Origin of the sequence: Marinomonas sp. PE14-40, from assembly GCF_051623805.1 — a bacterium.
Lineage (GTDB): Bacteria > Pseudomonadota > Gammaproteobacteria > Pseudomonadales > Marinomonadaceae > Marinomonas.
Genome location: NZ_CP130700.1, coordinates 5,187,548 through 5,214,115, shown reverse-complemented (window position 1 = coordinate 5,214,115; position 26,568 = coordinate 5,187,548). Strand labels below are relative to the sequence as shown.

Here is a 26,568-nt window from a genome sequence, read left to right as displayed (position 1 = left end):
TAGTCCAATAAAAAAGGGTGCAATTGCACCCTTTTTTATTGCTCAAACTTCATTCATTACAATCTAGGCAGTTCGATACCTTCGAAGATAGCATCAACCTCATGACGGCCTGACGCTTCCATTGCCGCCTCCACTCTATCTCGCGTTAGGTGAGGAGCAAAAGACTGAATAAACTCATACATGTATCCACGTATAAAGGCGTTAGAACGTATACCAATGCGGGTACAACTATCTTCAAATAAATGAGATGCATCCAGCGCTACAAGGTCTTCATCTAACTTTTGGTCGTAAGCCATGGTTGCGACAATACCCACACCCAAACCCAATCTAACATAGGTTTTAATGACATCTGAGTCAGCCGCCGTAAATACAACATTAGGCTCAAGTTCAGCCGCTTGGAAAGCTTGGTCTAATTGAGATCGGCCTGTAAAACCAAATACGTAAGTAACAATAGGATAGGCAGCCAAAGTTTCTAAGCTAAGCTTTTCTTCCTGAGCAAGTGGGTGATCTTTTGGCACCACTACGGAACGGTTCCAAGTATAGCAAGGCAGCATCACAAGATTACCAAACAGCTCTAGTGCTTCAGTGGCAATAGCAAAGTCTACAACACCATCATTGGCCATTTCAGCAATTTGCATCGGCGTGCCCTGATGCATATGCAAAGTAACATCTGGATAACCTTCCATAAATTGGTGGATGACACTCGGCAATGCATACCTTGCTTGCGTATGGGTCGTCGCGATATCTAACGCCCCTTTTCTATCATCACTAAATTCTTTTGCGACTTTTTTTATGTTTTTAGTTTGGTTAAGTATCTCACCTGCTATTTCAATTATCTTTTCACCAGCCGGTGTTACATGGGTCAAATGCTTACCACTTCTGGCAAACACTTCCACTCCCAGTTCGTCCTCGAGCAAACGAATTTGCTTACTCACACCAGGTTGAGAGGTATATAGACTCTGCGCGGTTGCTGAAACATTTAGGTCGTGACGGGCCACTTCCCAGATATATCTAAGTTGCTGTAGTTTCATGTAGGAGCCCTTATTCGAAAAAGGATTAAAAACATAAGAAAATATTACTTTATAGAATAGAGAAAAAGCTCTAACGTTGCCAGCTTAAACCACATATAGATGGAAAACGATGGATTTTATTTGGTACATATTAGCGGGAGTCGGTGTTGGCTTCGCCGTAGGCATGACAGGTGTTGGCGGTGGATCATTAATGACGCCTCTATTACTCATGTTTGGTTTTCCTGCCAATATCGCAATCGGAACCGACTTAATGTATGCGGGCATAGCCAAAAGTACAGGAGTAGTCATGCATGCAAAGCATGGGCATGTTAACTGGAAAATCATGGGCAGTATGGCCGCTGGTAGTATTCCTGCATCTTTATTAACTATCTGGGGGCTATCTCGATTTCACGCGCCTGAAAATTACCAAACCATTCTAACCAGCTCCCTTGGCGTCATGTTAGTGGCAACAGCATTTGTCATCATTTTCAAAAAGAAGTTGATTAATCCAAACAAGATAGATAGCGCCAATTCACAAAAAAGCCATACCTATATCTTTTTAAGTGGCATCATTCTAGGTTCACTAGTGACTTTAACATCAGTTGGTGCTGGCGCACTGGGCACTGCTTTGATGATGATTTTATTCCCTGCTATGTCTGCGCGAAATATCGTAGGCACAGATTTAGCCCACGCTGTCCCTCTGACATTAGTTGCAGGACTTGGCCATCTCGCTTTAGGCAATGTCGATTACTCATTACTTGTGGCACTTTTAATTGGTTCAATCCCTGCCATCTATGTTGGTACATTAGTCGCAACACGAGTGCCAAACAAGGTCTTACAACCTGTTCTTGCCAGTGCTTTAATGGGGTTTGGCATAAAATATTTGTTTTTCTGAATGCACAAAGATAAACAATATGTACAATACTAACCCCTTGGATAAAAATCCGAGAGAAACCATAATTAAAAAAGCATAACAAACTAGCAGAATAACGCAGGAAAAGATTAATGAGCGACGCCCGTCTCGAAGATTTAAACGTATCTTCTTTTAAGCCACTGGTTACCCCACAAGCCCTTAAAGAAGAGCTACCAGTGAGCGAAGCCATCCGTGCCACAGTAACTCAAGGCCGTGATGATATTAAAAATATTTTAGATGGCAAGGATCACCGTCTTGCTATCGTGATTGGACCTTGTTCAATCCATGATCCAGAAGCCGCTTTAGATTATGCAAAAAGACTAAAAGCGCTATCTGAAAAGGTCAGCGATACTCTGTATATCATCATGCGCGTCTATTTTGAAAAGCCACGCACGACTGTTGGCTGGAAAGGTCTTATTAACGATCCGCACCGCAACGATACTTTTGCGATCGAAGAAGGCATGCATATTGCCCGTAAACTGTTACTAGACCTTTCTGAACTTGGTCTACCACTAGCAACTGAAGCACTAGATCCTATTTCGCCTCAGTACTATCAAGACCTTATTAGCTGGTCTGCGATTGGAGCACGTACAACTGAGTCACAAACCCATAGAGAAATGGCAAGTGGCCTATCTGGCCCTATTGGCTTTAAGAACGGTACAGATGGCTCTATGACTGTTGCTGTCAATGCCATTCAGTCTACTGCTCATTCACACTCTTTCCTTGGTATAGACGAACAAGGTCAAGTCAGCGTTATTACCACTAAAGGTAATCGTTATGGCCACATGGTTCTTCGTGGTGGTAATGGCAAACCAAACTATGATTCAGTGAATGTTGCGTTAACTGAGCAAGCAATGGATAAAGCTAAAATTCCAGCAAACATCATGATTGACTGTTCACACGAAAACTCGAACAAGAAACCTGAAATCCAACCATTAGTCGCTAAAGATGCAACTAAACAAATTCTAGAGGGTAACAACTCTATTATGGGTCTAATGATTGAGAGTAACATTGGCTGGGGCAACCAAAAGATTAGTGAAAACCTTGCCGATCTTGAATACGGCGTATCTGTAACTGACGCGTGTATTGACTGGGAAACAACTGAGAAAAGCCTACTTGAAATGGCCGATCAGTTAAGAGATACGCTACCTAAGCGTCCTCGCGGTTAATTCGTTAGACATAAAAAAAGGAGGCATCAGCCTCCTTTTTTTATGCTTAGTCATTGGTTACATGAAAGCATTATCTGTCACAGTATGATCGGTCGAATCTTGCACGCCGTTCAATGCAGGCACTTTTTCAATCAGAGTTTTTTCAACACCTTCTTTCAGTGTTAAGTCAACTGCACTACAACCTTGGCAACCACCGCCAAATTTCAATATTGCAATATTACCTTCTTTGATTTCAACCAAACTCACTTCACCACCATGAGAGGCTAGGCCTGGGTTGATATCAGAATAAAGCACATAGTTAATTTGATCTTCTAATGGGCTATCCGCAGATACTTTAGGCATTTTTGCGTTTGGCGCCTTAATCGTAAGCTGACCGCCCATCTTCTCTTTTGCATAATCAACAAAAGCTTCATCTAAAAAGTTTACTGAATTCTTTTCAATCAATACTTTTAGCTTAGGAAGATTCAACACTTCATCTGTGTCGACCATCTCTTCTGGTCGGCAATAGGCAAGGCATGTTTCTGCGTAAGGCGTGCCTGGCTGCTGAATAAATATGCGAACAGCCATCCCTTCAACGTCTTGCTTCTCTAATAATGAACCCAAGTATTCTTGAGCACTGTCAGTAATCGTAATATTCATATATAACCTTCATAAAATCGGTAAGGCAAATCATAAGGCTATGGTAACTTAAATCACTAAGGCAACGAAAGACCAAGTAGATAACTAAGGTATTAATTCAATAAAAAAGTCGCATTTATTACACCTTATGCAAAATCCTAAAAGATAAAAATTTCGACTGATATGCCTTATCAGTAAAACCACTAACCATATGCATAAATATTCGTTTTTTGTATATAGTAATTTTGCTAAAGTAGCCGCAAATATTATTTGTCTACTTAGTGGTTGTTCCAAAATGTATCAATATGACGCAATAGATCAGCAAATTGTTGAAGAACGCGTGAATCAATTTCGCGATCAAACTCAACGCTTTCTTAATAACGAGCTTCCAGAGGCAGAATTTCTACCTCTTCGTTTACAAAATGGCCTTTACGTTCAACGTCACGCGCCTATGCTTCGAATCGCCATTCCTTATGGCATGCTTTCAAGTAAGCAAATTCGTAAACTTGCTGATATCAGTCGTCGCTACGACCGTGGTTACGGCCACTTTAGTACTCGCCAAAACCTACAATTAAACTGGCCAACACTTGAGTCTGTGCCAGATATTTTGGCAGAACTTGCTGAAGTTCAAATGCACGCAGTACAAACAAGTGGTAACTGTATTCGTAACACCACCACTGACCAGTATGCGGGTGTAATTGATGATGAGATCGTTGATCCTCGTCCTTACTGTGAAATGATTCGTCAGTGGTCTACTTTCCACCCTGAATTCGCTTTCCTACCTCGTAAATTCAAAATTGCGGTAAATGCAACTGAATCTGCAGATAGAGCGGCAACTCAAGTTCACGATATCGGCCTTCACATTAAGAAAAATGATGCTGGCGAAATCGGCTTTAAAGTTATTGTTGGTGGTGGTCTTGGTCGTACGCCAATGATAGGCACAACAATTTGTGAGTTTATGCCTCGTAAAGACATTTTGTCATACTTGGAAGCGATTCTTAGGGTGTATAACCAACAAGGTAACCGCTTAAATAAATACAAAGCTCGCATCAAGATTTTAACCAAAGCATTGGGTATCGATGAAATCCGTACTCGCGTTGAAGCTGAGTGGGAATACTTGAAAGGTCGTGAAAACACAGTACCTGAAGTTGAATTCGAACGTTTACAGAGCTTCTTTACAGAACCTGCATACAAAGCGTTAAGCAATAATCCAAGTACTCTCACTGAAAAGTTAAGCCAGAGCCCAGGTTTTGCTCGTTGGTATGAGCGTAACACTTTCTCTCACAAGAAAGACGGCTACCGTATTGTCACGCTAACCTTGAAGAAAACAGGCATTGCGCCAGGTGATGCGACATCAGAACAAATGGACCTTGCAGCTGATTTTGCTGATAAGTACAGCTTTGGTGAGTTAAGAGTAAGCCATGAGCAAAACCTAGTACTTGCTGATGTAGAACAAGAGCAATTAGTTGAGTTATGGGAAGCCGCGAAAGATGCTGGTTTCGCAACACCAACGCTAGGTTTATTGACTGATATGATTTGCTGCCCTGGTGGTGACTTCTGCGCCCTAGCCAACGCAAAATCTATCCCGATCGCTCAACAGATCCAAGAGCGCTTCTCTGACCTAGACTATCTATACGACATTGGCGACCTTGATTTGAACATCTCAGGCTGCATGAATGCTTGTGGACACCACCATGTTGGTAACCTAGGTATTTTAGGTGTTGATAAGAAAGGTGAAGAGTTCTACCAAGTTTCTATCGGTGGCGCTTCTGGTCACGATGCCAGTATAGGTAAGATTATTGGACCGTCATTCTCTGAAGAAGAGATTGGCAGCATCATAGAAAAAATTGTTAGCGTTTATATTGATAACAGAACTGAAGAAGAGAGATTCATCGACACCTACCGTCGTATTGGCATCGCTCCATACAAAGAGGCAGCTTATGCAAAAAATAATTAAAGACGGCGTAATCCAAGATTGCGATCTGAACTGGATCCAAGATCAAGAGCAAGCTGTTGAAGCATTAGCTGGTGATCAAAAAGCAAAAGCTATCATCCCACTAAACCTTTGGTTAGATGATGCTCATGATACATCTGGCGTTGCTGGTATCTGGATTGATAGTACAGAAAGTACTGAACCTCTAGTAGGCAAAGACCTTTCTGAGCTTGCTGTAATCGGCTTGAACTTCTTAGCTTTTGCTGATGGCCGTTGCTTTAGCTATGCACGTTTATTGCGTGAGCGTCTTAACTATCAAGGTGAAGTGCGCGCTTTAGGCAACTTTATCCCTGATCAGCAAGGCTATATGCTGCGTGTTGGCTTTAATGGCTTCCAGTTCAACGAATCAGTTGATATTGAAAAAGCGCTATTATTGCACAAGCCTTTTTCCGTTGCGTATCAAGGTGATGTAGCAGATCCAAGACCCGTTTTTGCTCGCCGCTAGACAAAATAGCAGTAAAATTAGCGAATCTTGTTAATTTGCTTAAAGAAAAGGCCCTTCATGGGCCTTTTTCTATTGCGTATTTTGTTCCCCATCATTAAGGTATAAAACACGCTAAAGTTGTTGATTGTTAAAGGGTCTTAACGTGTTTTATAAAAATATCATCACTGCACTATTGGCTATTTTCTTCGCCACATCAGTATATGCTGAAACAGCATATGTATCAGACATTCAATTTGTCTCAGTACGAGAAGGTCAAGACAATAGCACTCGTGCTGTTGAAAGAGGACTTCGTAGTGGTACATCTTTAGAGGTACTTGAACGAGCTAACGGCCATACAAGAGTACTTACTCCAAAAGGAAATGAAGGTTGGATTGCGGACTACTACCTCACAGGTAAAAAGGTAACGCGTGAGAAAGTCATCGAACAAGAAACCCAAATAACAGAACTCATCGAAAGTAAGCTAACCATTCAAAAGCAGCTTAACCAATCAAGTGCTCTCATTAATCAGCTGAAAAAAGATGTTGCTGGACTCTCTTCGGACAAAACATCTCTAGAGCAAAAGCTAGCTGACTTAAACGAGCTAACGCTTCAAGCACAAGAAATCGTGAAAGACAAAGAAGTAATGAGTTTTGAAGTTGACTCTATTATGCAACGCTTACAATTTGCAGAAGCTGAAACAATACGCTTAAAAGATGAGCGTCAGCTAAAATGGTTTATTATTGGAGCTGGCACATTAGTACTCGGAGTATTGTTTGGTGTTATTGCTCCTTCAATACGTCGTAAGAAAGCTAACAATGGAGCATGGTCGTAACTAGATGGAAGTTTCCATAGTCCACTCTTTTTTCCTTATCTTTGCCGGTGCAGCTGTTATTGCGACAGTTGCACTTTATACTAGACAACCTCTGATAATTGCTTACATCGCACTTGGTGCCCTTTTAGGCCCTTACGCACTTAGCCTTATCAATGAACCCAAACTCATGGATGAGATGTCTCACATAGGCATCATTTTCTTACTCTTCCTATTAGGTTTGGATATGCAGCCAAGCCACTTGCTCAATATGCTTAAAAAGGCCTCCTGGGTTGCCCTCTTGAGTTCGATTGCTTTTGCGGGTGTTGGTTATTCGATTGCCTTAGCATTTGGCTATAGCCAGATTGAATCTAGCATCATAGGCATCGCCATGATGTTCTCTAGTACCATTGTTTGTATCAAGTTATTACCCACCACAGTTTTACACCATAAGCACACAGGTGAGCTGGTTGTTGGCCTTCTATTGTTACAAGATATAATCGCTATTGCGGTTTTATTGGTGCTTTACAGCATCGCAGGTACACAAGAAAGTAGCGCTAGCCAAATCTTGATTCCTATCATAGGTCTGCCGAGCCTTATCGCTCTTGCCTTCTTATTTGTTAAATATGTACTGCTTAAATTAATTGCTAAATTCGACCGCTTTCATGAGTTCATCTTTTTAGTATCGATTGGCTGGTGTTTATCTATGGCCGTTGCGGCTGAATATCTCGGCCTTTCGGCTGAAATGGGGGCCTTTATTGGCGGAGTTGCTTTAGCAACTAGCCCGATCTCTCAATACATAGCAACGCATTTAAAGCCTTTAAGAGACTTTTTCCTAGTACTCTTCTTCTTCACAATCGGGGCAAGCTTTAATCTTGAGTTATTAGGCCTTGTGATAGTGCCTGCCATTATTTTGGCAGTTACTAGCATGCTATTAAAACCCGTCGTATTTAGATATTTATTAAAAGGTCTTAAAGAAGATGCCTCAACCTCTTGGGAAGTCGGCTTTAGACTAGGACAAGTGAGTGAGTTCTCTTTGTTAATTGCTTACTTATCAGCAAGTATTGGCCTTATTGGTATAGAGGCCTCTCATGTTATTCAAGCAACTGCCATTCTAAGCTTCGCGCTATCAACTTATGTGGTGATACTAAACTACCCTAACCCTATCGCCATATCAGATAAATTAAGGCGAGACTAAAGCGCAACAGATAGAAAAATGCCAACCTAGTGTTGGTATTTTTTTGTCTGTTTATCAAGCTACCTTCCATAGCTGTCCCTAAACAAATGTATCGACTTTGCTGAAAGTTACCGAGCTTGTATCAAACTCATAAGACTTTTTAAATTTGATACATCTTGCGACAATTTAGCTCTAGACTGACAAACTTTTGCGACATGCCAATGTTTTACTAAACACATCGAAAAACAACCGGTTTTTCATTTATTAAAATTCAGTAAAACAATGGAGCTAAACATGAAAAAGTATTTTAAAAAGACCTCTACTATTGCCCTAATTAGCCTTTGCGGTTTATCTCTAACAGGTCTTGCGACGGCTATGCCAAATGATGGCGATAGAATGATGAAGCATGGCAATATTCAGCTTGAGCGAGAATACAGCTTAACTGAAATCAATACCTTGGTTGAAGCAAAACTACTAAGAAGTCGTAATGCTGAGACAAGCCTAGAAAGTATTGAGAAAACCGCTCAAGGCACCTTTTTAGTTACCCTAAGTGGTACAGAAGAAGGAGAAAAGAGTTTTGAGTTGAATAAATATGGATTGCCGGTTGATGCACCATTCTTAGGCTTGTTTTCAAAACATGGCGGTAAAGGTGGCAAAAAAGGTAAAGGCCAATGTGACAAAGGCGAGCGTGGCTACAGCAAACACTTTGGCAAACAAGGTGACATGAGCCCAGAACATGAAGAAAGAATGGCAGAGAAAGCAGAAAGAAGACAAGAGAAGCGTGAAGCATATATTGAGAAACATGCCCTAACTCTTGAAGAAATGACCACGCTTGCTGAAGCTCGACTTATACGCCTAAATAACGAAAGCTTAAAATTAGGTGAAGTGACAAGCAATGATGAAGGTGGCTACACCGTGACTATTTTAAGCACTAATAATGACCTAGTTAGTCGCGTTAAATTAAATGAAGCAGGCTTCCCTGAGTTGAAAAAGAAACATCATTAAGGTTAATTCTTAAATCAAAAAAGCCCCTTTCGGGGCTTTTTTTGATTTTAATTTAACTGGGACTCATATCGAGCATCAGTTAACGTCTTAAGGAATGCCACTATGGCATCCACTCTTTTATCCGGTAATGCTGGGCCATCAGTTAATTCAGTCGCTAGGTTTATCCCAACTTCTGGCTGCCCCCATAATTCACCTGTTTCAGGGTTATTTTTGCGTGTAACATTGTTGTATTTATCATAAAACAAAACCACTGTTTTTAAGTCTTGAAAAACACCATTGTGCATATAAGGCCCAGTCACAGCGATATTACGCAAACTTGGTACCTTAAATTTTCCTTTCTCAGACTCAAAACTTGCTTCTGGATTATTAAACAAACCAAAATCAGTGGCTGTCACACCATTTACCGCTCTAAGGGCTTTATTCTCTGGCACACCTATATTGTGATAACTGAAATCGGTAAAACTTTCTGTTGCATAAAAAGGCGAAGAACTTAGCTGATGACACTGATTACAGTTAGTAAATTGTTCTGAGAAAAACAGGGTTCTACCCAGCTCTTCTTGATCCGTAAATGCCACTTCGCCACGTAAATATCTATCGTATTTAGAATCAAACGGCATAAACAGCTCAGTTTGCTCGAATGCCATAATGGCATCACTCATTCCTTTGTAAGCCCGTTTACTGTCCGTCAACACCTTATCCCCAAATAACTGCGTAAACAGTTTTTGATATGTGCTATTTTCATTAAGCCTTTCCAGCACTTGGTCCTCAGACAACATTGCCATTTCGCCTGGGTTTAAAGGCGGTCCAGCAGCTTGATCAGCCAGAGTTGAGGCTCTACCATCATGAAATTGGCCACCAATGTATTTACCTTCCTGATTTTTTGAAAACAAAGGGCTTAAAGCTGCATAAGCAGCAGTTGGCGCATTACGATCACCAATTGAAACATTATCTGAACCAAGAGAAGCCATTCCAGAGACACCACTATCTCTGTCATCAATAAAACCTTTTGCCGGGTTATGACAGGTGGCACATGACTGGTTACGGTTGAGAGACAAGTTAACATCAAAGTAGAGCTGCCCGCCTAATTTAGCCATAGGATCATCCATAGCAAGAGGTAAACTCGATTTCTTTTTTGTTACAAGCACACTAGTGGTTTCATCGACAGATTGACATGCTGTCAATGCAAAACCAGATAAACACAATAACCAAGTTAATTTGCGCACACTTCACCTTTTTCTAAACAATCTTAATTTGAACTTCTTACAAATAATAACACAAATAGTAAGCATTATCGTTTTGACAAAAGTCAAAAAAAAGCAGCATTTTCATGCTGCTTTTCGTAAAGCTCAAATAAGTATGATGTTAAGCTTGGTCTGGAAGGGTCACATTCAGCTCTAATACTGAACAATCCTCAATGTTTTCCAACTGTATTTGAACATCATCCGATCCAATATTGACGTATTTGCGGATCACCTCAATGATTTCTTTCTGCATCTGAGGTAAGTAATCTGGCTGCTGCCTTTTACCGCGCTCATGTGCCACTATAATTTGTAAACGCTCTTTCGCTACAGACGCTGATGTAGGCTCATTCTTACTTTTAAAATAATCAAAAATACCCACTCAACTAACCCCCAAGTAATCGTTTAAAAAAGCCTTTTTTAGGCACTTCCAAAAAGCGTAAAGGACGATCTTCGCCTAGTAATCTGTGTACTGCATCATCGTATGCTAAGCCTGCTTCTGACACAGTATCCAAAATAACAGGCGTACCTTGGTTAGACGCTTTTAACACAGCCTCAGATTCTGGGATTACACCGAGAAGAGGAATAGCCAGAATCTCTTCGACATCAGCCACACCCAACATCTCACCTTGTTCAACACGTTCAGGGTGATAGCGAGTTAGCAGTAAATGTTCTTCAATAGGGTCCATGCCTTGTTCTGCACGGCGAGACTTACTTTGCAAAATACCTAAAATACGATCTGAATCTCGTACGGAAGATACTTCTGGGTTAGTCACAACAATCGCAATGTCTGCGAAGTAAAGGGCCATTTGTGCCCCTCTTTCAATACCCGCAGGTGAGTCACAAACGATATAATCATAAGTCTTACCCAGTTCGTTTAAGACTTGCTGAACACCTTCTTGCGACAAGGCATCTTTATCACGTGTTTGCGACGCAGGTAATATAGATAAATTCTTTGTACGTTTATCTTTAATCAAAGCTTGAGTCAGTGTTGCTTCACCATTAATAACATTTACAAAATCATATACAACACGGCGTTCACAGCCCATGATTAAATCTAGGTTTCGTAAACCTACATCAAAATCAATAATGACAGTTTTATGGCCGTTTAGAGCCAAGCCAGTGCCAATAGCAGCACTTGACGTGGTCTTCCCTACCCCGCCTTTACCTGACGTTACCACAATAATTTTCGCCAATTTATTTCTCCCAAACGCATTTTTTATGCGTATTTATCATTTTTTATAATTTAGAAGGTCAAGCCATACATATTAATAGTCGCGGCATTAACTTAATTTGAGCAGACTAAAAAGCTACAACATCTAAATTTTCATCATTCAACAAAACTTGTGCAGATTCCTTCCACAAAATTTTCTGTAATGCATCACTCAGGATAAAATTACCCGCGATTGATACTAGCTCGGCTTCCATACTACGACAAAAGATGCGCGCATTACTATCGCCCTTAACACCAGCCAAAGCTCGGCCTCTTAAAGCACCATAAACATGGATGCTGCCATCGGCAAGTACTTCTGCACCTGCGCTGACAGAAGATAGTATAATTAAATCTCCTTCTGCGTATACCTGCTGCCCTGAGCGTATCGGTTTACTGATAATTTTTGAGCTTTGTGCAACTCTCTTCTCTTCAACGACAGTTTTAATCACAACATCAGGGTTAGCTTTATCTTGATTAACATTATTTTCTAATCTAGTTGCTCGTGTTTTTGATGCTGGCAACAAAGGTAAACTCGCCTCATCTTGCCAAGCAGGCTTATTCGTTTCATGTGAACGCCAGCCAATCGGGCTCAAGCCTAGATTTTTTAAATGTAGCAAAAGACGATTAAATTCGTCTAGATTAATCACTTGATCCAATTTTGACAGATCAATAATAACAGGGGCCATCTGAAAAAAGTTAGGCGCTTGCTCTACTTTGTTTTCAATTGCAGCAATCAGTGACATTTCATCAAAATGACTAATTTCTAACAAAATAGTGGTCACAACACTTCCTTTGAACTGGAAGTTTGACTCTGACATACATGTGTCCTTATAAATGGTGTTGAAGCGCTCTTTCGCCACACTTATTTTAACAAGCTCAAAATTTAAAGAAAGCCAGAAACAGGGATTCACCCTCAAGAAATACCTTTCTACAACAAAAGTTAATTCTTTTCCGCAAACTTGTAATTTTAACTGAAATGTTTTTTTCAAATATACACAAAACTTTGGCGCAGTGAGGTACTCACTAACCTGCTAAAAAGCATCTGATAACCATCTTTACACGTTAAAGCTTTTGAAACATAAAAAAAATAAAAAAGAAGCTAGACAAGGAGTTAAAGCACTGAAAAGTAAAATGAAATCACACTTATTCAGAGAGTTATTGTAGGGTTTCTGGGGACAACTTCTCTCTACAACTAGAGAGAAGTTCATACCTTCTAAACAGCGTAGGCCTTATCTAATTGGCTAACACCAAGTCCGGGCAATTTTGATAATTTAATTTGCACAGGAATTCGTTCTTTTAATGCTTCAACATGGCTAATTATGCCTATCATTTTACCCGCAGCATTAAGTAACTCTAAGGCATCCAGTGCAATATCCAGTGTTTCGCTATCCAAAGTACCAAAACCTTCATCTAAGAAGAGCGAATCAATACTGGTTTTATGGGAAACCAAATCAGATAACGCTAATGCGAGCGCTAAACTGACTAAAAATGATTCACCGCCAGATAAGGTGCGAGTGTCTCTTTCACTATCTGCTTGCCAAGTATCTAATACAATTAACTCTAACCTATCTCCCACTTTGCGTTTCAACTGGTACCTATCATGTAACAGGGTTAGTCTTTGATTCGCCAAGTACAAAAGGTTATCCAAAGTAAGACTTTGCGCAAATTTTCGAAACTTAGCGCCATCGGCCGCACCAATTAACTGTTGTAACTGAGTCATTAAAGCCATATCTTCACGCGCTTTATCTAACTTAATTAGATTCGATTGATATTTAACTTGTGCCTCATCATGCGCTTTAAGCTGCATTTGTACCTGTCCATAACTCTGATGTTCTTGGCTATGTTTCAAGGCTAATTCAGCAATCGTTTGTTGCAATGCATTTATCTGGTTATCTAACTCATCGCCTTTATAGCTGAGAGCTTTCTCCAGTGTGAATTCTGTGTTTCCTGACAAGGTACTTTGATGATTTTCAATATCACCTTTTACTTGTAATAACCTATCTTTGGCCTGAGCCCTTTCTTCTTCATGGCGCTTTTTCTGCTCTGATAAACGCGCCATGTCAGTTTCGGTCAAACGCTGTGCTTGCCAATTTTTTTCGTCTTCAAATCCTGAACTAGATAACTTTTCTAGCCAGATCTTTTCTGCATTTGCTTTGTCATCACGCAAGGTCGTAAGACTTTGAGTTTGAGCAGATAAGCTTCCTTCAAGAGATTGTACATCAGCATTATGCTCTAGCACTGCCTGCTGAGCACTTTTAAAGGTTTGTTCTGATAAAGTAAGCATCTGTTTTAATGAATCTTTTTTCTGCTCTAAGCTCTGCTCACCTAGATGAGAGAATAACTGCTGTTGAATCAAACTTAAGTCTTTTTGATAAGTATCTAGCACCAAACTTAGCTCATGACTTTTTTGTTTCAGTTGTCTCAATCCTTCTTCGTTAGCCTCTAGTTTTACTGCCTGATTCGCTTCTTGCTGTATTAAAATAGTTTGTCTGGCTTGCGCATCTTGCCAGACATTTAACCTATTTTTGAGCTGATCAAATGCTTGATTAAGTTGCTGAAAATCATAAGGCACATCAAGATGGGGTGTTATTTGATGTAAGAGCTTCGTTTGCTTATCGTTAAAAAGAGCAACCTCTGCTTCATTATCTTTAGCAATCGCCTCAAGACGGTCATTCAATGCTTGTAAGGATTGAATTTCGTATTCTTGTTGCTGTATGAGCTTATCAAGATTTTGTCTCGCCATTTGAGTTTGCTGACGCGTATTGTCTGCCTCTTGAATAAGTGGCGTGAGCTGAGTTCGTGTATTTTCATTTTGAGCTTTTACAGCTTGAGACTCTGAGTAAATACCTTGCCAAGCCATGAGGTCAGAAATCGCAGGCCACACCTTCTCATTAGGTAAACTTAAATCATTCGCACCTTGCTCAATTTGATCAACGACAGACTTTTGCTCTAACAGGTGCGCTTCTTGCTGACTAATTAAAACGTCTAATGTTTGTCGCTGAGATTTTAACTCACGACCCTCACTTTCAAGCTGATTTACCTTAGTTGACTGAGTATCATACTGAGCAAGTGTTTGTTGGTTAACGCTAGGCTGATGACCATGAGCATAAGGGTGATCTAAAGAGCCACATAAAACACAGGCATCATTGTCCGCTAACTCAGACCTTAAGGCCTCCAGCTGAACAATACGTTCTTCTTTCTTTGCTAGTAGTTCAAGAGTCGCGAGATGTGCTTTTGCCTCTTGAAAGGCTTGTCGTTTCGCTATTAACTGCTGATCTAAATGATCTTTTTGTGTCTGATTAACAATTTTCTGTTCTTCTAAACGCTGATATTGCCTTTTTGCTTGTTCATAGTTTTGAACAATTTGCCAAGCCTGCTGAATTAAGCTCGACTCCTGCAAAGCGTGTCTATCAGCTTCAATCCAAGTGCTCACCTGAACACCTAAAGTCAAATTAAGAATATCGTTTTCAGCTATGTTAAGATCATTATCTAGACTTGTTAACTTGCCTGTTTCAAGGGCTATATTTGCCTGATTATGTTGCTGACGACCCATTGACTCAGTTTTATCAAATAACAACTTATCTGTTACTTGCTGAGCCTGTTGCAAGGACGTTTGCTGCTCAAGCAGGTTTTGCCACTGCTGTTGCCAAGCCACCAACTCATTGTTAATTAATTCATTTTGTTGTGATTGATTTAATGTGACGTCAAGCTGCTGTTTCTCATGAGAAAATTTCGCGAGCTGCTGAATATCTAGTTTAATCTGATACTCTAATTTTTGACCTTGTTCAGAGACCTCTTTAAAGTCAGATTCTGCTTTAGATAATAAGGCACCTTGCTTATTTTTTTCACTTAAAAGCGGACTAATCACCTTACTTTCTAATTGACTAAAATTTTCAAAATCAGACGCATCTAATGCATATTTAGCTTTGGCACTTGCTTCCTTTTCGAGCAAGTGGCTTTTCGTTTCTTTCAAAGTAACTAGATCATATTGGGATAGCGTCAGTTTTTCAGTCGCCTCTCCTTCGACAAAGAGTGTCTTTTGTTTTTGCTCAAAGAATTGACCGATAAGCTCTGCTTTTGAAGCGGCCTCAAGGGCAGTTATGCTAGGCTTAAACGCTTCCCACGCTTTTTCACTTCCTTCAAAAACCTCATTTAAATCAACCTGCTTCCTACTGAGATTTTGCCAAGCGGTGAGCCAACTCAATTGCTTTTCATGACTCTCTTTTTGTATTTTTAATGTTTTTTCTCGTTCAGTAAACTCAGCTTCTTTTTGCCTTAGACTAGCTAAAGTGTCTTCGTCTAAACTTTCGTATTCGTCCAACTGTTGCTCTTGTAAAAGCAGCTCTTGGCGTTGTCGCTTATGCTCTTCAAACACATATTTAGAAATATCACCGTAAACTTCCGTTCCCGTTAACTCTTCTAATAGCTCAGCTCTAGCATTTGCTTCTGCATTTAAAAACGCAGAGAAGCCTCCTTGTGCTAACAACATGGACTTAGTAAACCGGGCAAAATCTAAGCCTGTAATTTGGGCCATTAACGTCAGCTTTTCATTTACTTTAGTTGTCAGTACTTCACCTGAGACTAAACAAAGCTCAACATTGACAGGTTGTAACTTACCATCACTTTTTTCACGTGCTCGTCGTTGGCTCCAAAATGCACGATAACGAACAGACTTAACCTCGAACTCAACTTCTGCTAAACATTCAGCCGTATGGCGTGTCATAACTTCGTTATGAGAAGGTGTTACTTTCAAACGAGGTGTTTCATGAAATAAAGCTAAACATATGGCATCTAATAGGCTGGTTTTGCCAGCACCAGTCGCACCGACTATGGCAAAAACTCCCGCATCACTAAAAGGTGATTGAGTAAAGTCTAGCTTCCACTCCCCCTTCAAAGAGTTAATGTTTTTTAATCTCAGGCTACAGATTTTCATCGTCTAACGCCTCTTGAGAAGCGAGCATGGCTTGATATTGCTGCTTAAATAAATGAGTTAGTTGGGCTTTATCTTCGTCTATTCCAGCACTGTCTACACAAAGTTCAAACACCTCAGTCACGGAAAGCTCTGCCAAAGTTTCTTTACTACTCTGTGGCATAGATTGCACCTGAGTTTTTAACTGTCGCTTAACTCTTAATAACTCGATGTCCAAACCTTCTAATGCCATTTGCAGTTGTCGATATAAGTCAGATACATATTCATCTGACACTAAAGTCACTTCCGCCCATAAAGTTGATGCTTGCGTAAGTGAGTTATCGAGACTGGCATGAACTTCAATTAGCTCTTTAACGACCTGATTGAGCTCACCTTTTGTGCTGAATAGCGTTTGAAAACATGGAATATCTAACGTTTGAATCACAGGCTCAGTATGACTGTTTGAATAATCCACCAGCACCATACTTTTATTACGTGCCACTTCATCAAAACTTAACGCGATAGGAGAACCGGAATAACGCACATGCTCAAGGCCAGATACTTTTTGAGATCTATGTATATGCCCTAGTGCTAGGTAGGAAAATGGCGGAAAATAATCAATGGGAAAAGACTCTAATGTCCCCACATAGATTTCACGTACGGATTCAGAAATGCTTGCACCTAGTGTGGTTAAATGGCCTGAGCCTAATATAGGTACACCACCAAATAATTGAGATTGAGTTTGTGCCGCTTGATACACATCTTGATAAAAGTCTTTAATCTGTTCTGCCAACAAGCCCTGCTTACTTCGCTCATCAAGACCTGCTTCACTTTGAAAAACATCACGAGGTCGAATATAAGGCACTGCACACAATAAAGCAGCCACATCTGAGCAGCCTTTTTTATACAGTTTGATAACGTGCTCATCTGGCTGTTGCGGGTCAGCAGCGGCAACAACATAAGTTGTTAGCTCTGCCAGTAAGGTTTTGGACTCGTTAAGCATACTCACCGAGTCATGATTACCAGCAACAATCACAAGCTGACACTCGCGTTTATGAAGGCCTAACACCAACTGGTTATATAGTTCACGGGCATAGCTTGGCGGCGATCCTGTATCAAAAATATCCCCCGCTATGATAACGACATCAACGGCTTGCTCTTCGACGCATTCGAATAACCAATTGATAAGCGCACCATGTTCACTTTTTCGACTTTTACCCATAAAGAACTGACCAAGATGCCAGTCAGATGTATGTAGAATTTTCATCAAGCTATCGCATGTTTATTGGAAGGTGCAGAGTAACGAATAGCAGAGTTTATTGCAGCATAAAATAAAAAAAGTGATGAAAACCAGTATGCTATCTCAGCAATTAAACCTCTTTAAGAAGCAAAGTTTAGATTTAGGAGAAAAGAGTGAAGATGAATGACTCATTTAAGAAAAGCAGTTATAGACGCGGCGAATATGCCTTTATGCCTCTGCGCGCGGATAAAATTCCATAAATATAAAGATTAATTCATAGCGGATGATTTAGGATCTCCAAAATCTGCCGCATTTACCACAGAGGAGCTCACCCGAACAACAAACAATCTTGATTGTTTATTTTCTAACTGTTGAATCGTTGCACTACAGCTTATTTTCATGCCGCGTCTATTTTGGCCTAAGGTTTTAATCGGTCGCTTAAGTAAATCAGGCCCATTAGCAGTAATTTCTGTGTTCCAACCTTTTTCATAGATATTGGTTAGCACATCAAGCAAAGGTAACTCGGCAGGGTTCTTATCCAAGGCGAAGCTCTTGTCATAACCAAATAAGCGCTCTGCTTCTGCATTAAATTCAATAATCTTCGCATCTTGATCAAGAATGATTAAAGGCGCATCTAGCCCACCTAATACAGCATTTAAAATACCTTCCGTTTCTTGTTCGTGATTCTTTTGCTGCTCAATGATTTTTTGATACTTTCTAAGCTCTGTATGTGATGCTTTATAGGCTGCAATCAAACTTTGCATATAAACAAATAAACTGGAGTTTGAATGACTAAGATTAGGCAGTACAGATCTTACTTTCTGTTCTATTTCTCTATCCTGCCAAAGCCTAGAAACGAACATAGCCAAAAGAATGACGAGGCTAGTCACCAAAACAAAAATAATAAAGGATAGGTTAGAAGCATATTCTGGCAGTAACCAGACCTCAACTAAATAAGCAATTATGCAACCAGCTATACCACCAAATAATAGGGGCTGGGCCGAACCTTGTAACATATTTTACCCCCTACCTAAAATGTATCAAATGGCTAACAGCAATTAATAATCTGAGCTTATTGCTCTTCTAAAATATCAACTTTAGCAGGCCAACTTTGGCTGTAATGTGTCGAATTGTTGTATTTATGCGAGGGAAATAGGTGTTTTGCAGTGAATTGTGTAAAAAATATAAATTTGATTAGCTATCTCATTGAGTTAGCTAAAAATTAAAAATGGAGAAAAAAAGGCCTAATACATTTGTTTAGGCCTTGAAGTTATCTAATTCAATTAAATAGCCGTTATTTATTAGGTACTTGTGCCAGAACACTGACTAATAAACGCCAAAAATCATTCACTGAGTCTATCTCAAGTCGTTCGTCAGGAGAGTGAGCGCCACGAATATTTGGGCCGAATGACACCATTTCCATGCCTTGATACTTTGCACCAATAATGCCGCACTCTAGTCCTGCATGAATCACTTTAACATTTGCCTCATAACCCATAATGTCCTTGTGGACTTGAAGGAAGTGAGCTAGCAACCCAGCGCTTGGATCAGGCCTCCAACCTGGATAGTCATTTTCTAAGTTTACCTTAGCACCTATCTGCTCAAATACTGCCTGTGCAACACGGGCAAGATCAAACACAGCTTCATCAATTAAAGAACGCACAAGTAAACAAGCGCTAAAAGCAAACGAACCTTGCTCTAGCTTAAGATCAATGACACCAAAATTGCAGGATGTTTCCGTTACGCCTTCAAGCTCAGTGCTCATTCTATTAACCCCATGCGGAGCACAAATAAGAGCATTGATAATGGCGTTTTGCTCATTTTCTTGCATCACGAATTCAGGTGTCTCAATCGCAACCAAGCTTAAGCTAAGTTTGGTTTCAATAGCCGCAAACTCAAGCTGCATTTGTTGCTCAACTTGCTTAACTAAGACTTTAACTTGCTCTACCTTATCAGGCGTAACACAAATACTCGCAACAGCTTCACGGGCAATCGCGTTACGCAGTGTACCGCCATTAAAAGCTGCTACCGAAATCAGATCAGCATCATTAAGTTTTACTAGAAGTTTGCTAAGTAATACATTCGCACTGGCTCTACCTTTATGGATATCCAGACCTGAGTGACCACCCTTAAGGCCTTTCACACTTAATTCAAATGCATAATCATCATAGTTAGTAGCTTGTGCACTAAAGGTTTTATCAATATTAATATCGACACCACCAGCACAACCTATATACACATCGCCTCGATCCTCTGAATCAAGATTCAACAAAAGACGGCCTTCTAAAACACCTTCCTCTAACTCTAACGCCCCTCTTAGACTCGTCTCTTCCTCTATGGTAAATAGTGCTTCGATTGGCCCATGCTGAATATCATCTGCTTCTAAAACAGCCAAAGCAGCGGCCACACCGATACCGTTATCGGCACCTAAAGTGGTGTTTTTCGCCGTTACCCAACCATCAACAATGTGAGTTGCTATTGGATCTTTAACAAAGTCATGCTCTATACCCGCATTTTTTTGCGCCACCATATCAAGATGGCCTTGCAGCACAACCGTCGCCTTAGCCTCCATGCCTGGACTCGCATTTTTGCGAATAATTAGGTTTCCACAAGGATCAACATAGGTTTCTAGCCCTCTTGCATGCGACCACTCTATTAGGTTGTTACGCAGCTGAGCTTCGTGAAATGAAGGCCTTGGTGTATCACATAATGTACGAAAGTGTTTCCAGACGATTTTTGGTTCTAGCGTTTCTAAATATTGATTCATTGTTTAATTCTTCTTATAAAGTAAATAAATTGGTCGATAACTTTTCAGGTCATTTGTATATAAACAAGCGTCTTTAATCAGCCAAATAACGAGAAATAAGGTGCTCCCTAAAGTATTCAGGATTTAGGCTTTCACCTGTTGCTCTTTTCACAAGCTCATCAGTGCTATAAAAACTTGCTTGAGACCAAATATTTTTCTCTAACCAATCTTGAATTGGGCTAATTTCACCCTTAGCAATCAAGGCATCAACATCCATTTCTTTACGAATACTGGCCATAAATTGTGCCGCGTACATAGCGCCTAAGGTATAACTTGGGAAATAACCAAATGAACCATCAGTCCAGTGGATATCTTGCATACAACCATTGGTTAGTTCGTCTTGAGTAGATACACCAAGATATTCCTGCATTTTCTGATTCCACAAAGCAGGAATGTCATCAACCTCAATCAGACCTTCTACTAGATCTCTCTCAATCTCATATCTTAAAATGACGTGGGCAGGGTATGTCACTTCATCGGCATCAACACGGATGTAATCTGCTTTTACCCAGTGATATAGGGTTTCTAAGTTCTCAAGATCCATTCCTTCACCAGTACCTAGGTGTGACTGAATCTTAGGATGAACATAACCTAAAAAAGCTTTACTTCTCGCCACCTGCATTTCCATAAAAAGAGACTGGCTTTCATGAATCCCCATAGAACGAGCCTCACCTACCGGTAAGTGAACCCAATCTCTTGGTAAACCTTGTTCGTATTTCGCATGGCCTGTCTCATGAATAATTCCCATCAAGGATTGGGTAAAGTCTTCTTCACTATAGCGAGTCGTAATACGCACATCCTCAGGTACACCGCCACAAAACGGGTGAGAGCTTACATCCAAACGACCACGAGTAAAGTCGAATTTTAATAAAGACATGATGTCTAGACCCAAAGCTTTTTGAGTGGCTTCGCTAAAAGGCCCAGCAGGAGTAACTAAGGTTTTAGCATTTTGCTTTTCGATGACTGCGCGGGTTAACTCAGGCAACCAAGATTTTACTTGATCAAAAATTTCGTCTAACTTCACCTTGCTCATACCAGGCTCATAAAGATCTAATAGAGCATCATATTTTGATAGGCCAGTGGCTTTAGACCTTAACGCTGCTTCTTCACGCGTTAGCGCTAGCACTGGTTTTAAGTTTTCTGCAAAACCTTCCCAGTCAGCGTCTTTTCTTTGTGTGCGCCAAGCATGCTCGCATTTAGCGCCAGCTAATGACTTTTGCTCTACAAGCTCTGCAGGTAGGCAATTTTCAGCTTGCCATGTGGCTTTCATTTCTCGTAATGATGCTTTTTGCTCAAACGTTAAACTTGATTCATCAACTTGATCAAACGCTTCTTTAAGAGCAGGGTTAACCAAAATATCATGAGTAAGAAGCGATAATTCAGCCATTGCATTTGCTCTAGCTTGATTACCATTTTCCGGCATCATCGCTGCCGCATCCCAGCCTGTGATAGAACTCAAATGATTGAAATGATGTAACCGAGTAAACTCTTTCACTAAAAACTGATAATGCTTCATGAGCCTTCCTATTATGATGAGGGAGTGGGTTGCTAAAAATCGACAAGCAAACTTGGATTGTGAATACTTGAGCCAAGATTAAAACAAAGCAAAGAAGTGGCGCAATCGAATTTCAGACTGGACTCATACGAAAAACGTATGCACTATAAAATTTCTTTATTAAAGCAAAAGAAGTACAAAGAAATCATTGATATAAAAATACTTTCTATTTTTTAATTAGGTATATTTGATTTCGTAAACTCCATACTCTCTATCGCTATTAACCGAGGTTGGCCTTGTCACTAACGACTCCTTACTTTGAATACCAGTACGATGATTTTAATGGTATTACCATTAACACTTTGGATGCAGTTACATCAACCGAGGACTTTAAACATGCACTCACTCACCTGATTAAGCAGGCAAAAAGCGACTCAAAGCAACTCATCTGGATTAGTATTCCGCACAATCATGCTGTGTATATTCCTATCGCTACAAAATTAGGTTTTGAGTTTCATAATTGTTTAAGCGATGAAATTACTTTAACCCTGTCCCTAAAAGAAAATGTGTATATTCCATTTATTCCCAGCTACACAATAGGCGCAGGGGCTATTGTCATTAATGACAAACAAGAAGTCTTAGTCATTAAAGAGCGCATTGAAAAACAGTCTGCCTACAAGCTCCCTGGTGGTCATGTAGAACTTACCGAGAAAATCTCTGAAGCCATTGTTAGAGAGGTATTCGAAGAAACAGGCGTGCGCGCAAAGTTCACCAGTATTTTGGGCTTAACCAGTAAACACCCTTATCGCTTTGGCAAGTCGAATATGTATTTCATTTGTAAGCTAGAGCCATTAACTGAAAAGATTGATATTCAAGATACTGATGAAATCGAAGACGCTAAATGGGTGTCAATTGATGAATATATTCAAGACGAGTCCCATCATGCTTTTAATCGAAATATGGTTAAACAATTAGCAAATAAAACCGGACTTGAATATCTAGATGTAAACAAAGAAGGTGACCGTCATCCTAAACTGGAAACCTTTTTTAGCTTGATATAACTGCTATCAATCTCTTTTTCTTTCAATCAATTTAGCGGAAAAACTCGTATCTTATACGCAGTTTCGCCGCTTTTGTTGAAACTATCCCTTTAATTCAGATTACCTAAAATTCTCTCTTCGCTGCTTTTTTACTGCACGAAATTTATATTTTTGAAATATTGGTTCAATTTTTACTCAATATCTGCGATAACTAATTTAGTTAAAAAGCAAATTATACCCAAGGAAGCGGTGAGTTAATTCAGGCTTCCTATTAATGAGTTAATCAGTTTTTAATGCAGGAGCACAGAATAGATGGAAAACGCACCAAGTTTTATTCCGACTTCTTTAGGTTTACCTATCGCTCAATCCCCCTTCCAGTTTAATGGCGCCAAGCTATCCATTTTCTTCTTAGAATGTGAAGATGAAGCTTTGCAAAACCAACTGGATACCAATATCAATCAGGTATCTAACGGCGAACATAACTATAAAACCTTATCCATTAACAATAAGAGTGTATTGTTGATGATAATGGCTGATATGAGCTTTGTTGCCAGTGACCAATCAGGCACCCCTTACGGCACTATTGCTTATCCAGAATGTTCATTTTGGATTCCAGCATTTGATACCAAGACATTAGAACCTGGGTTATTTTTACCCTTGTTGCTACTAGACAATGGAACAGCCATTGCTTCAGGTCGAGAAATGTACGGCTTTGAAAAACAACAGGCCCAGTTCCAATTTTTAAACGACACGGGCGAATTTGATGTAAAACAGCCAAGTTTTACTGCTTTACCTTATTCCTTCAAAACCCTATCGGCTCAAACAAAAGGACAATTTAACCCCTTATTTACTTTAAGTGGTTCACATCACAAGCATGATACAGAATCACTAATCGACCATAGTCTGTTTTCAAGCGAACTGGGTAAGCACCTCTTCGATCAACCTTTTAAAGTCTCTGATTCTCAGCACACAATATCCTTTGAAGACTTCTTAAAGGTCAATCTGCCTTGTGTCTTTTTAAAGCAATTTCCGTCAATTCAAGATGGTTCAATTGCCTGCTTTCAAAAGATAGCTCACGCTCCTTTCACCTTAGATTCAATAAACGGTGGCGGACTCTACTGGCAGTTACTTCCTCCTTCGATAACTAAATTTCAACTACAGATTTTTCCAGTTGAAAGTCACCCGATCGTTGAGCAATTTGGCCTGATGGCAACACAACAATCAGATGGCAGCTATTTAATGGATACAAAAGGTTTTTGGGTAGATATTGATTTCACTCTTCAGCTAGGAGCATAACAATGGGTAAGCAAAAGATTGCAGTGTTAGGTGGTGGCATAGGTTCTTTAACAACAGTATACGGCATTACCAGCAAACCAAATTGGCAAGATGATTATGACATTACGGTTTATCAAGAAGGTTGGCGTTTAGGCGGAAAATGCGCCAGTAGTCGCAACCCTGATGTTGCCAACCGTATAGAAGAACATGGATTACATATCTTCTTTGGTTTTTACGACAATGCCATAAAAATGATGCGCACAGCCTACGATGAACTAGAAAGACCAGCAACAGCACCTCTAGCTAGTTTTGATACTGCCTTTAAACCCCATAGCTTTATAGCAGTACAAGAATACATTGATGAAAAATGGGTTGATTGGCCTATCTTCTTCCCGACCAATGACCAAATACCAGGTGTTGATGCGAACTTTAAAGAAGACAGTGTCGATACACCTCTAGGCATGATTTCTTGGTTAATTAAGGAACTAATCTCTCAACTAAAAAGCAATGAAGAACTACAACAACCCCATGCCAAAACAGAAGAAAGTCCATTAGATTCAGTGAAGGATTTTATCAGTGATTTAAACCCTTTCCACCACGGTATTCTTGATGTTGTCAGTTCCCTAGAAAGTATTGATAAACATATTGAAGAAGCCTTAAAAGGCGATTTAGACAAAATTGAATCCATCACAGAAACGTTGGAAAGTATTTTGGCTGGCGGGATTGCCTTACTTGAACAACTGTTTGGCCCAACGTTCGGTACAGTCACCAGTATTAGGCAAACCTTGCTTGCCGTAGAATTTGGCCTTTACGTCATTAAAGGCATCATCACAAACCCTCTTTTACTGCTTAACTGGGATGCCATTGATCACCTTGATTTCAGAGAGTGGATGAGCAATAACGGCGCACCTGAAAGAGTGACTTGCTCAGCAATCACACGTTCTTTTTATGACCTTTACCTTGCCTACCCACAAGGTAATACGGAAAACTCCTTATGTGGCGGTAACGTTTCAGCAGGCACCTTGTTACATGCCTACTTTCTTGCATGTGGCCAATATAAAGGCGCTATTTTCTGGAAGATGCAGGCAGGTATGGGGGAAACCGTTATTGTTCCTTTATGTCAAGCACTACAAAAACGCGGCGTGAAATTTGAATTTTTTAGTCGTGTAACCAATTTAGGCTTATCTTCTGATAAAACACAAATCAACAATATTGATATTCAAGTTCAGGCCACGTTAAAAGACCCGGGCGCAGGCTACTACCCATTTATTACGGTGAAAGATCTCGACTGCTGGCCAGCTAATCCAAATTATGATCAATTAGTTCAAGGTGACCAACTTAAGGAAATGCACGTTAATTTGGAATCACCTTGGAGTACTTGGCAAGGCGTGGAAACGAAAACCCTCACATTAGGCCAAGATTTTGACAAAGTTGTTCTTGGTATCTCTGTAGGAGCCCTACCTTATATAACCCCAGAGCTTATGACGGCCAGTGACAAGTGGAATAAGATGGTTAGCACGGTTCAATCTTCTCAAACTCAAGCAATGCAACTTTGGCTGAAACCAAACCTAGAGCAAACGGGTTGGAAAATGGCCAGTGTTGTTATGGATGGCTATCAAGACCCTTTCAACACATGGGCAGATATGAGCCAAACCATAGATAAAGAAACTTGGCCGCAAAATCACCTCCCCTTCTCAATTGCCTATTTCTGTAATAACTTTATAGATGCGGACCCAATACCACCATTCTCAGACCATGGCTTCCCTGAAAGAGAGTCATTGAGAGTTAAGAATAATGCGATTAAATGGCTTAATGAAAACACAGGCTATATTTGGCCAAACATTTCAAATGGCGCAGGGTTAGATTGGGAACAACTGGTTGACCTTCACGATAGACAAGGAGAAGCACGTTTTGATGGTCAGTTTTGGCATGCGGCGATTAACCCAAGTGAGCGTTATGTGTTATCCGTTGCCGGCACGAATAAGAACAGAATCACGCCAGATGGCAGTGCTTTCAGTAACTTATATTTAACCGGTGATTGGGTTGATAATGGCTTCCTAAATATTGGCTGTGTTGAATCAACGGCGGTCGCAGGGCTAAAAGCATCACAGGCAATCAGCGGCTACCCTGAACGTATATTTTATGTAAAAGGTTAATAAACTCGGTAAGCGTCTCCTAATCAATATTAGAAGGCGCTTATTTTTCAGCTATAGTGAAATATGTTTAAGGTAAATA

The 26,568-nt window shown here is 40.2% G+C and carries 21 protein-coding genes; 10 read left to right on the top strand and 11 right to left on the bottom strand.

Features of this window, described 5'->3' with window-relative positions:
• Positions 1 to 56: 56 nt before the first annotated feature.
• Positions 57 to 1,031: an HTH-type transcriptional regulator CysB gene (cysB, locus tag Q0A08_RS24060; protein WP_438464067.1), complete on the bottom strand. Its 975-nt coding sequence runs from the start codon at positions 1,029 to 1,031 to the stop codon at positions 57 to 59.
• A 109-nt stretch (positions 1,032 to 1,140) separates the two neighbouring features.
• Here cysB and Q0A08_RS24055 point away from each other — a divergent pair, with 109 nt between their 5' ends.
• Both Q0A08_RS24055 and Q0A08_RS24050 read left to right on the top strand, forming a co-directional pair.
• Positions 1,141 to 1,905, top strand: coding sequence for a sulfite exporter TauE/SafE family protein (locus Q0A08_RS24055; protein WP_438464065.1), 765 nt, complete (start codon positions 1,141 to 1,143; stop codon positions 1,903 to 1,905).
• A 110-nt stretch (positions 1,906 to 2,015) separates the two neighbouring features.
• Positions 2,016 to 3,092 (top strand): 3-deoxy-7-phosphoheptulonate synthase, encoded by a 1,077-nt coding sequence (locus tag Q0A08_RS24050; RefSeq protein WP_438464064.1) that lies wholly within the window; start codon positions 2,016 to 2,018, stop codon positions 3,090 to 3,092.
• Positions 3,093 to 3,149: 57 nt separating this feature from the next.
• Here the strand turns inward: Q0A08_RS24050 and nfuA are convergent, their stop codons facing one another.
• Entirely contained in the window at positions 3,150 to 3,731 is a 582-nt protein-coding gene (gene nfuA / locus Q0A08_RS24045; protein WP_438464063.1) for a Fe-S biogenesis protein NfuA, read from the bottom strand.
• 274 nt (positions 3,732 to 4,005) lie between these two features.
• On the opposite strand from nfuA, the gene Q0A08_RS24040 reads away from it, so the two are divergent.
• The 5 genes from Q0A08_RS24040 (at position 4,006) to Q0A08_RS24020 (ending at position 9,117) form a co-directional block, all read left to right on the top strand.
• Complete coding sequence (locus tag Q0A08_RS24040) at positions 4,006 to 5,667, top strand: nitrite/sulfite reductase (protein ID WP_438464062.1); 1,662 nt, start codon at positions 4,006 to 4,008, stop codon at positions 5,665 to 5,667.
• On the top strand, positions 5,651 to 6,148 hold the full coding sequence (locus tag Q0A08_RS24035; protein ID WP_438464061.1) for a DUF934 domain-containing protein: 498 nt from the start codon (positions 5,651 to 5,653) through the stop codon (positions 6,146 to 6,148). The genes Q0A08_RS24040 and Q0A08_RS24035 overlap by 17 nt, the downstream gene beginning before the upstream one ends.
• 142 nt (positions 6,149 to 6,290) lie before the next feature.
• Positions 6,291 to 6,959: a TIGR04211 family SH3 domain-containing protein gene (locus Q0A08_RS24030; protein ID WP_438464060.1), complete on the top strand. Its 669-nt coding sequence runs from the start codon at positions 6,291 to 6,293 to the stop codon at positions 6,957 to 6,959.
• A 4-nt stretch (positions 6,960 to 6,963) separates the two neighbouring features.
• Positions 6,964 to 8,133, top strand: coding sequence for a cation:proton antiporter (locus Q0A08_RS24025; protein ID WP_438464059.1), 1,170 nt, complete (start codon positions 6,964 to 6,966; stop codon positions 8,131 to 8,133).
• A gap of 273 nt (positions 8,134 to 8,406) precedes the next feature.
• Entirely contained in the window at positions 8,407 to 9,117 is a 711-nt protein-coding gene (locus Q0A08_RS24020) for a hypothetical protein (RefSeq protein ID WP_438464058.1), read from the top strand.
• 47 nt (positions 9,118 to 9,164) lie between these two features.
• On the opposite strand, the gene Q0A08_RS24015 is transcribed toward Q0A08_RS24020, so the two are convergent.
• The 9 genes from Q0A08_RS24015 to Q0A08_RS23975 form a co-directional block, all read right to left on the bottom strand.
• Positions 9,165 to 10,340, bottom strand: coding sequence for a cytochrome-c peroxidase (locus Q0A08_RS24015; protein WP_438464057.1), 1,176 nt, complete (start codon positions 10,338 to 10,340; stop codon positions 9,165 to 9,167).
• 139 nt (positions 10,341 to 10,479) lie between these two features.
• Positions 10,480 to 10,737 carry a cell division topological specificity factor MinE gene (minE, locus tag Q0A08_RS24010; RefSeq protein WP_009833334.1) on the bottom strand — a complete coding sequence of 86 codons (258 nt, stop codon included), beginning with the start codon at positions 10,735 to 10,737 and terminating at the stop codon, positions 10,480 to 10,482.
• 4 nt (positions 10,738 to 10,741) lie between these two features.
• A complete protein-coding gene (gene minD, locus Q0A08_RS24005; protein ID WP_438464056.1) occupies positions 10,742 to 11,551 on the bottom strand; it encodes a septum site-determining protein MinD in 810 nt (269 codons plus the stop codon).
• A gap of 106 nt (positions 11,552 to 11,657) precedes the next feature.
• Entirely contained in the window at positions 11,658 to 12,386 is a 729-nt protein-coding gene (gene minC / locus Q0A08_RS24000; RefSeq protein WP_438464055.1) for a septum site-determining protein MinC, read from the bottom strand.
• A gap of 395 nt (positions 12,387 to 12,781) precedes the next feature.
• Positions 12,782 to 16,501, bottom strand: a complete 3,720-nt coding sequence (locus Q0A08_RS23995) for an AAA family ATPase (protein WP_438464054.1) — start codon at positions 16,499 to 16,501, stop codon at positions 12,782 to 12,784.
• Entirely contained in the window at positions 16,488 to 17,744 is a 1,257-nt protein-coding gene (gene sbcD, locus Q0A08_RS23990) for an exonuclease subunit SbcD (protein ID WP_438464053.1), read from the bottom strand. The genes Q0A08_RS23995 and sbcD overlap by 14 nt, the downstream gene beginning before the upstream one ends.
• Before the next feature lie 242 nt (positions 17,745 to 17,986).
• Positions 17,987 to 18,733 carry a PAS domain-containing protein gene (locus tag Q0A08_RS23985; protein ID WP_438464052.1) on the bottom strand — a complete coding sequence of 249 codons (747 nt, stop codon included), beginning with the start codon at positions 18,731 to 18,733 and terminating at the stop codon, positions 17,987 to 17,989.
• A 278-nt stretch (positions 18,734 to 19,011) separates the two neighbouring features.
• The gene (locus Q0A08_RS23980; RefSeq protein WP_438464051.1) at positions 19,012 to 20,484 is read right to left on the bottom strand and encodes an aminoacyl-histidine dipeptidase; all 1,473 of its coding nucleotides are present in this window, start codon (positions 20,482 to 20,484) and stop codon (positions 19,012 to 19,014) included.
• A 73-nt stretch (positions 20,485 to 20,557) separates the two neighbouring features.
• Positions 20,558 to 22,039, bottom strand: a complete 1,482-nt coding sequence (locus Q0A08_RS23975) for a carboxypeptidase M32 (protein WP_438464050.1) — start codon at positions 22,037 to 22,039, stop codon at positions 20,558 to 20,560.
• 275 nt (positions 22,040 to 22,314) lie between these two features.
• On the opposite strand from Q0A08_RS23975, the gene Q0A08_RS23970 reads away from it, so the two are divergent.
• The 3 genes from Q0A08_RS23970 (at position 22,315) to Q0A08_RS23960 (ending at position 26,489) form a co-directional block, all read left to right on the top strand.
• On the top strand, positions 22,315 to 23,079 hold the full coding sequence (locus Q0A08_RS23970) for an NUDIX domain-containing protein (RefSeq protein ID WP_438464049.1): 765 nt from the start codon (positions 22,315 to 22,317) through the stop codon (positions 23,077 to 23,079).
• A gap of 291 nt (positions 23,080 to 23,370) precedes the next feature.
• The gene (locus Q0A08_RS23965) at positions 23,371 to 24,354 is read left to right on the top strand and encodes a hypothetical protein (protein WP_438464048.1); all 984 of its coding nucleotides are present in this window, start codon (positions 23,371 to 23,373) and stop codon (positions 24,352 to 24,354) included.
• Between the two features lie 2 nt (positions 24,355 to 24,356).
• Positions 24,357 to 26,489: an NAD(P)-binding protein gene (locus tag Q0A08_RS23960; protein WP_438464046.1), complete on the top strand. Its 2,133-nt coding sequence runs from the start codon at positions 24,357 to 24,359 to the stop codon at positions 26,487 to 26,489.
• Positions 26,490 to 26,568 lie beyond the last annotated feature (79 nt).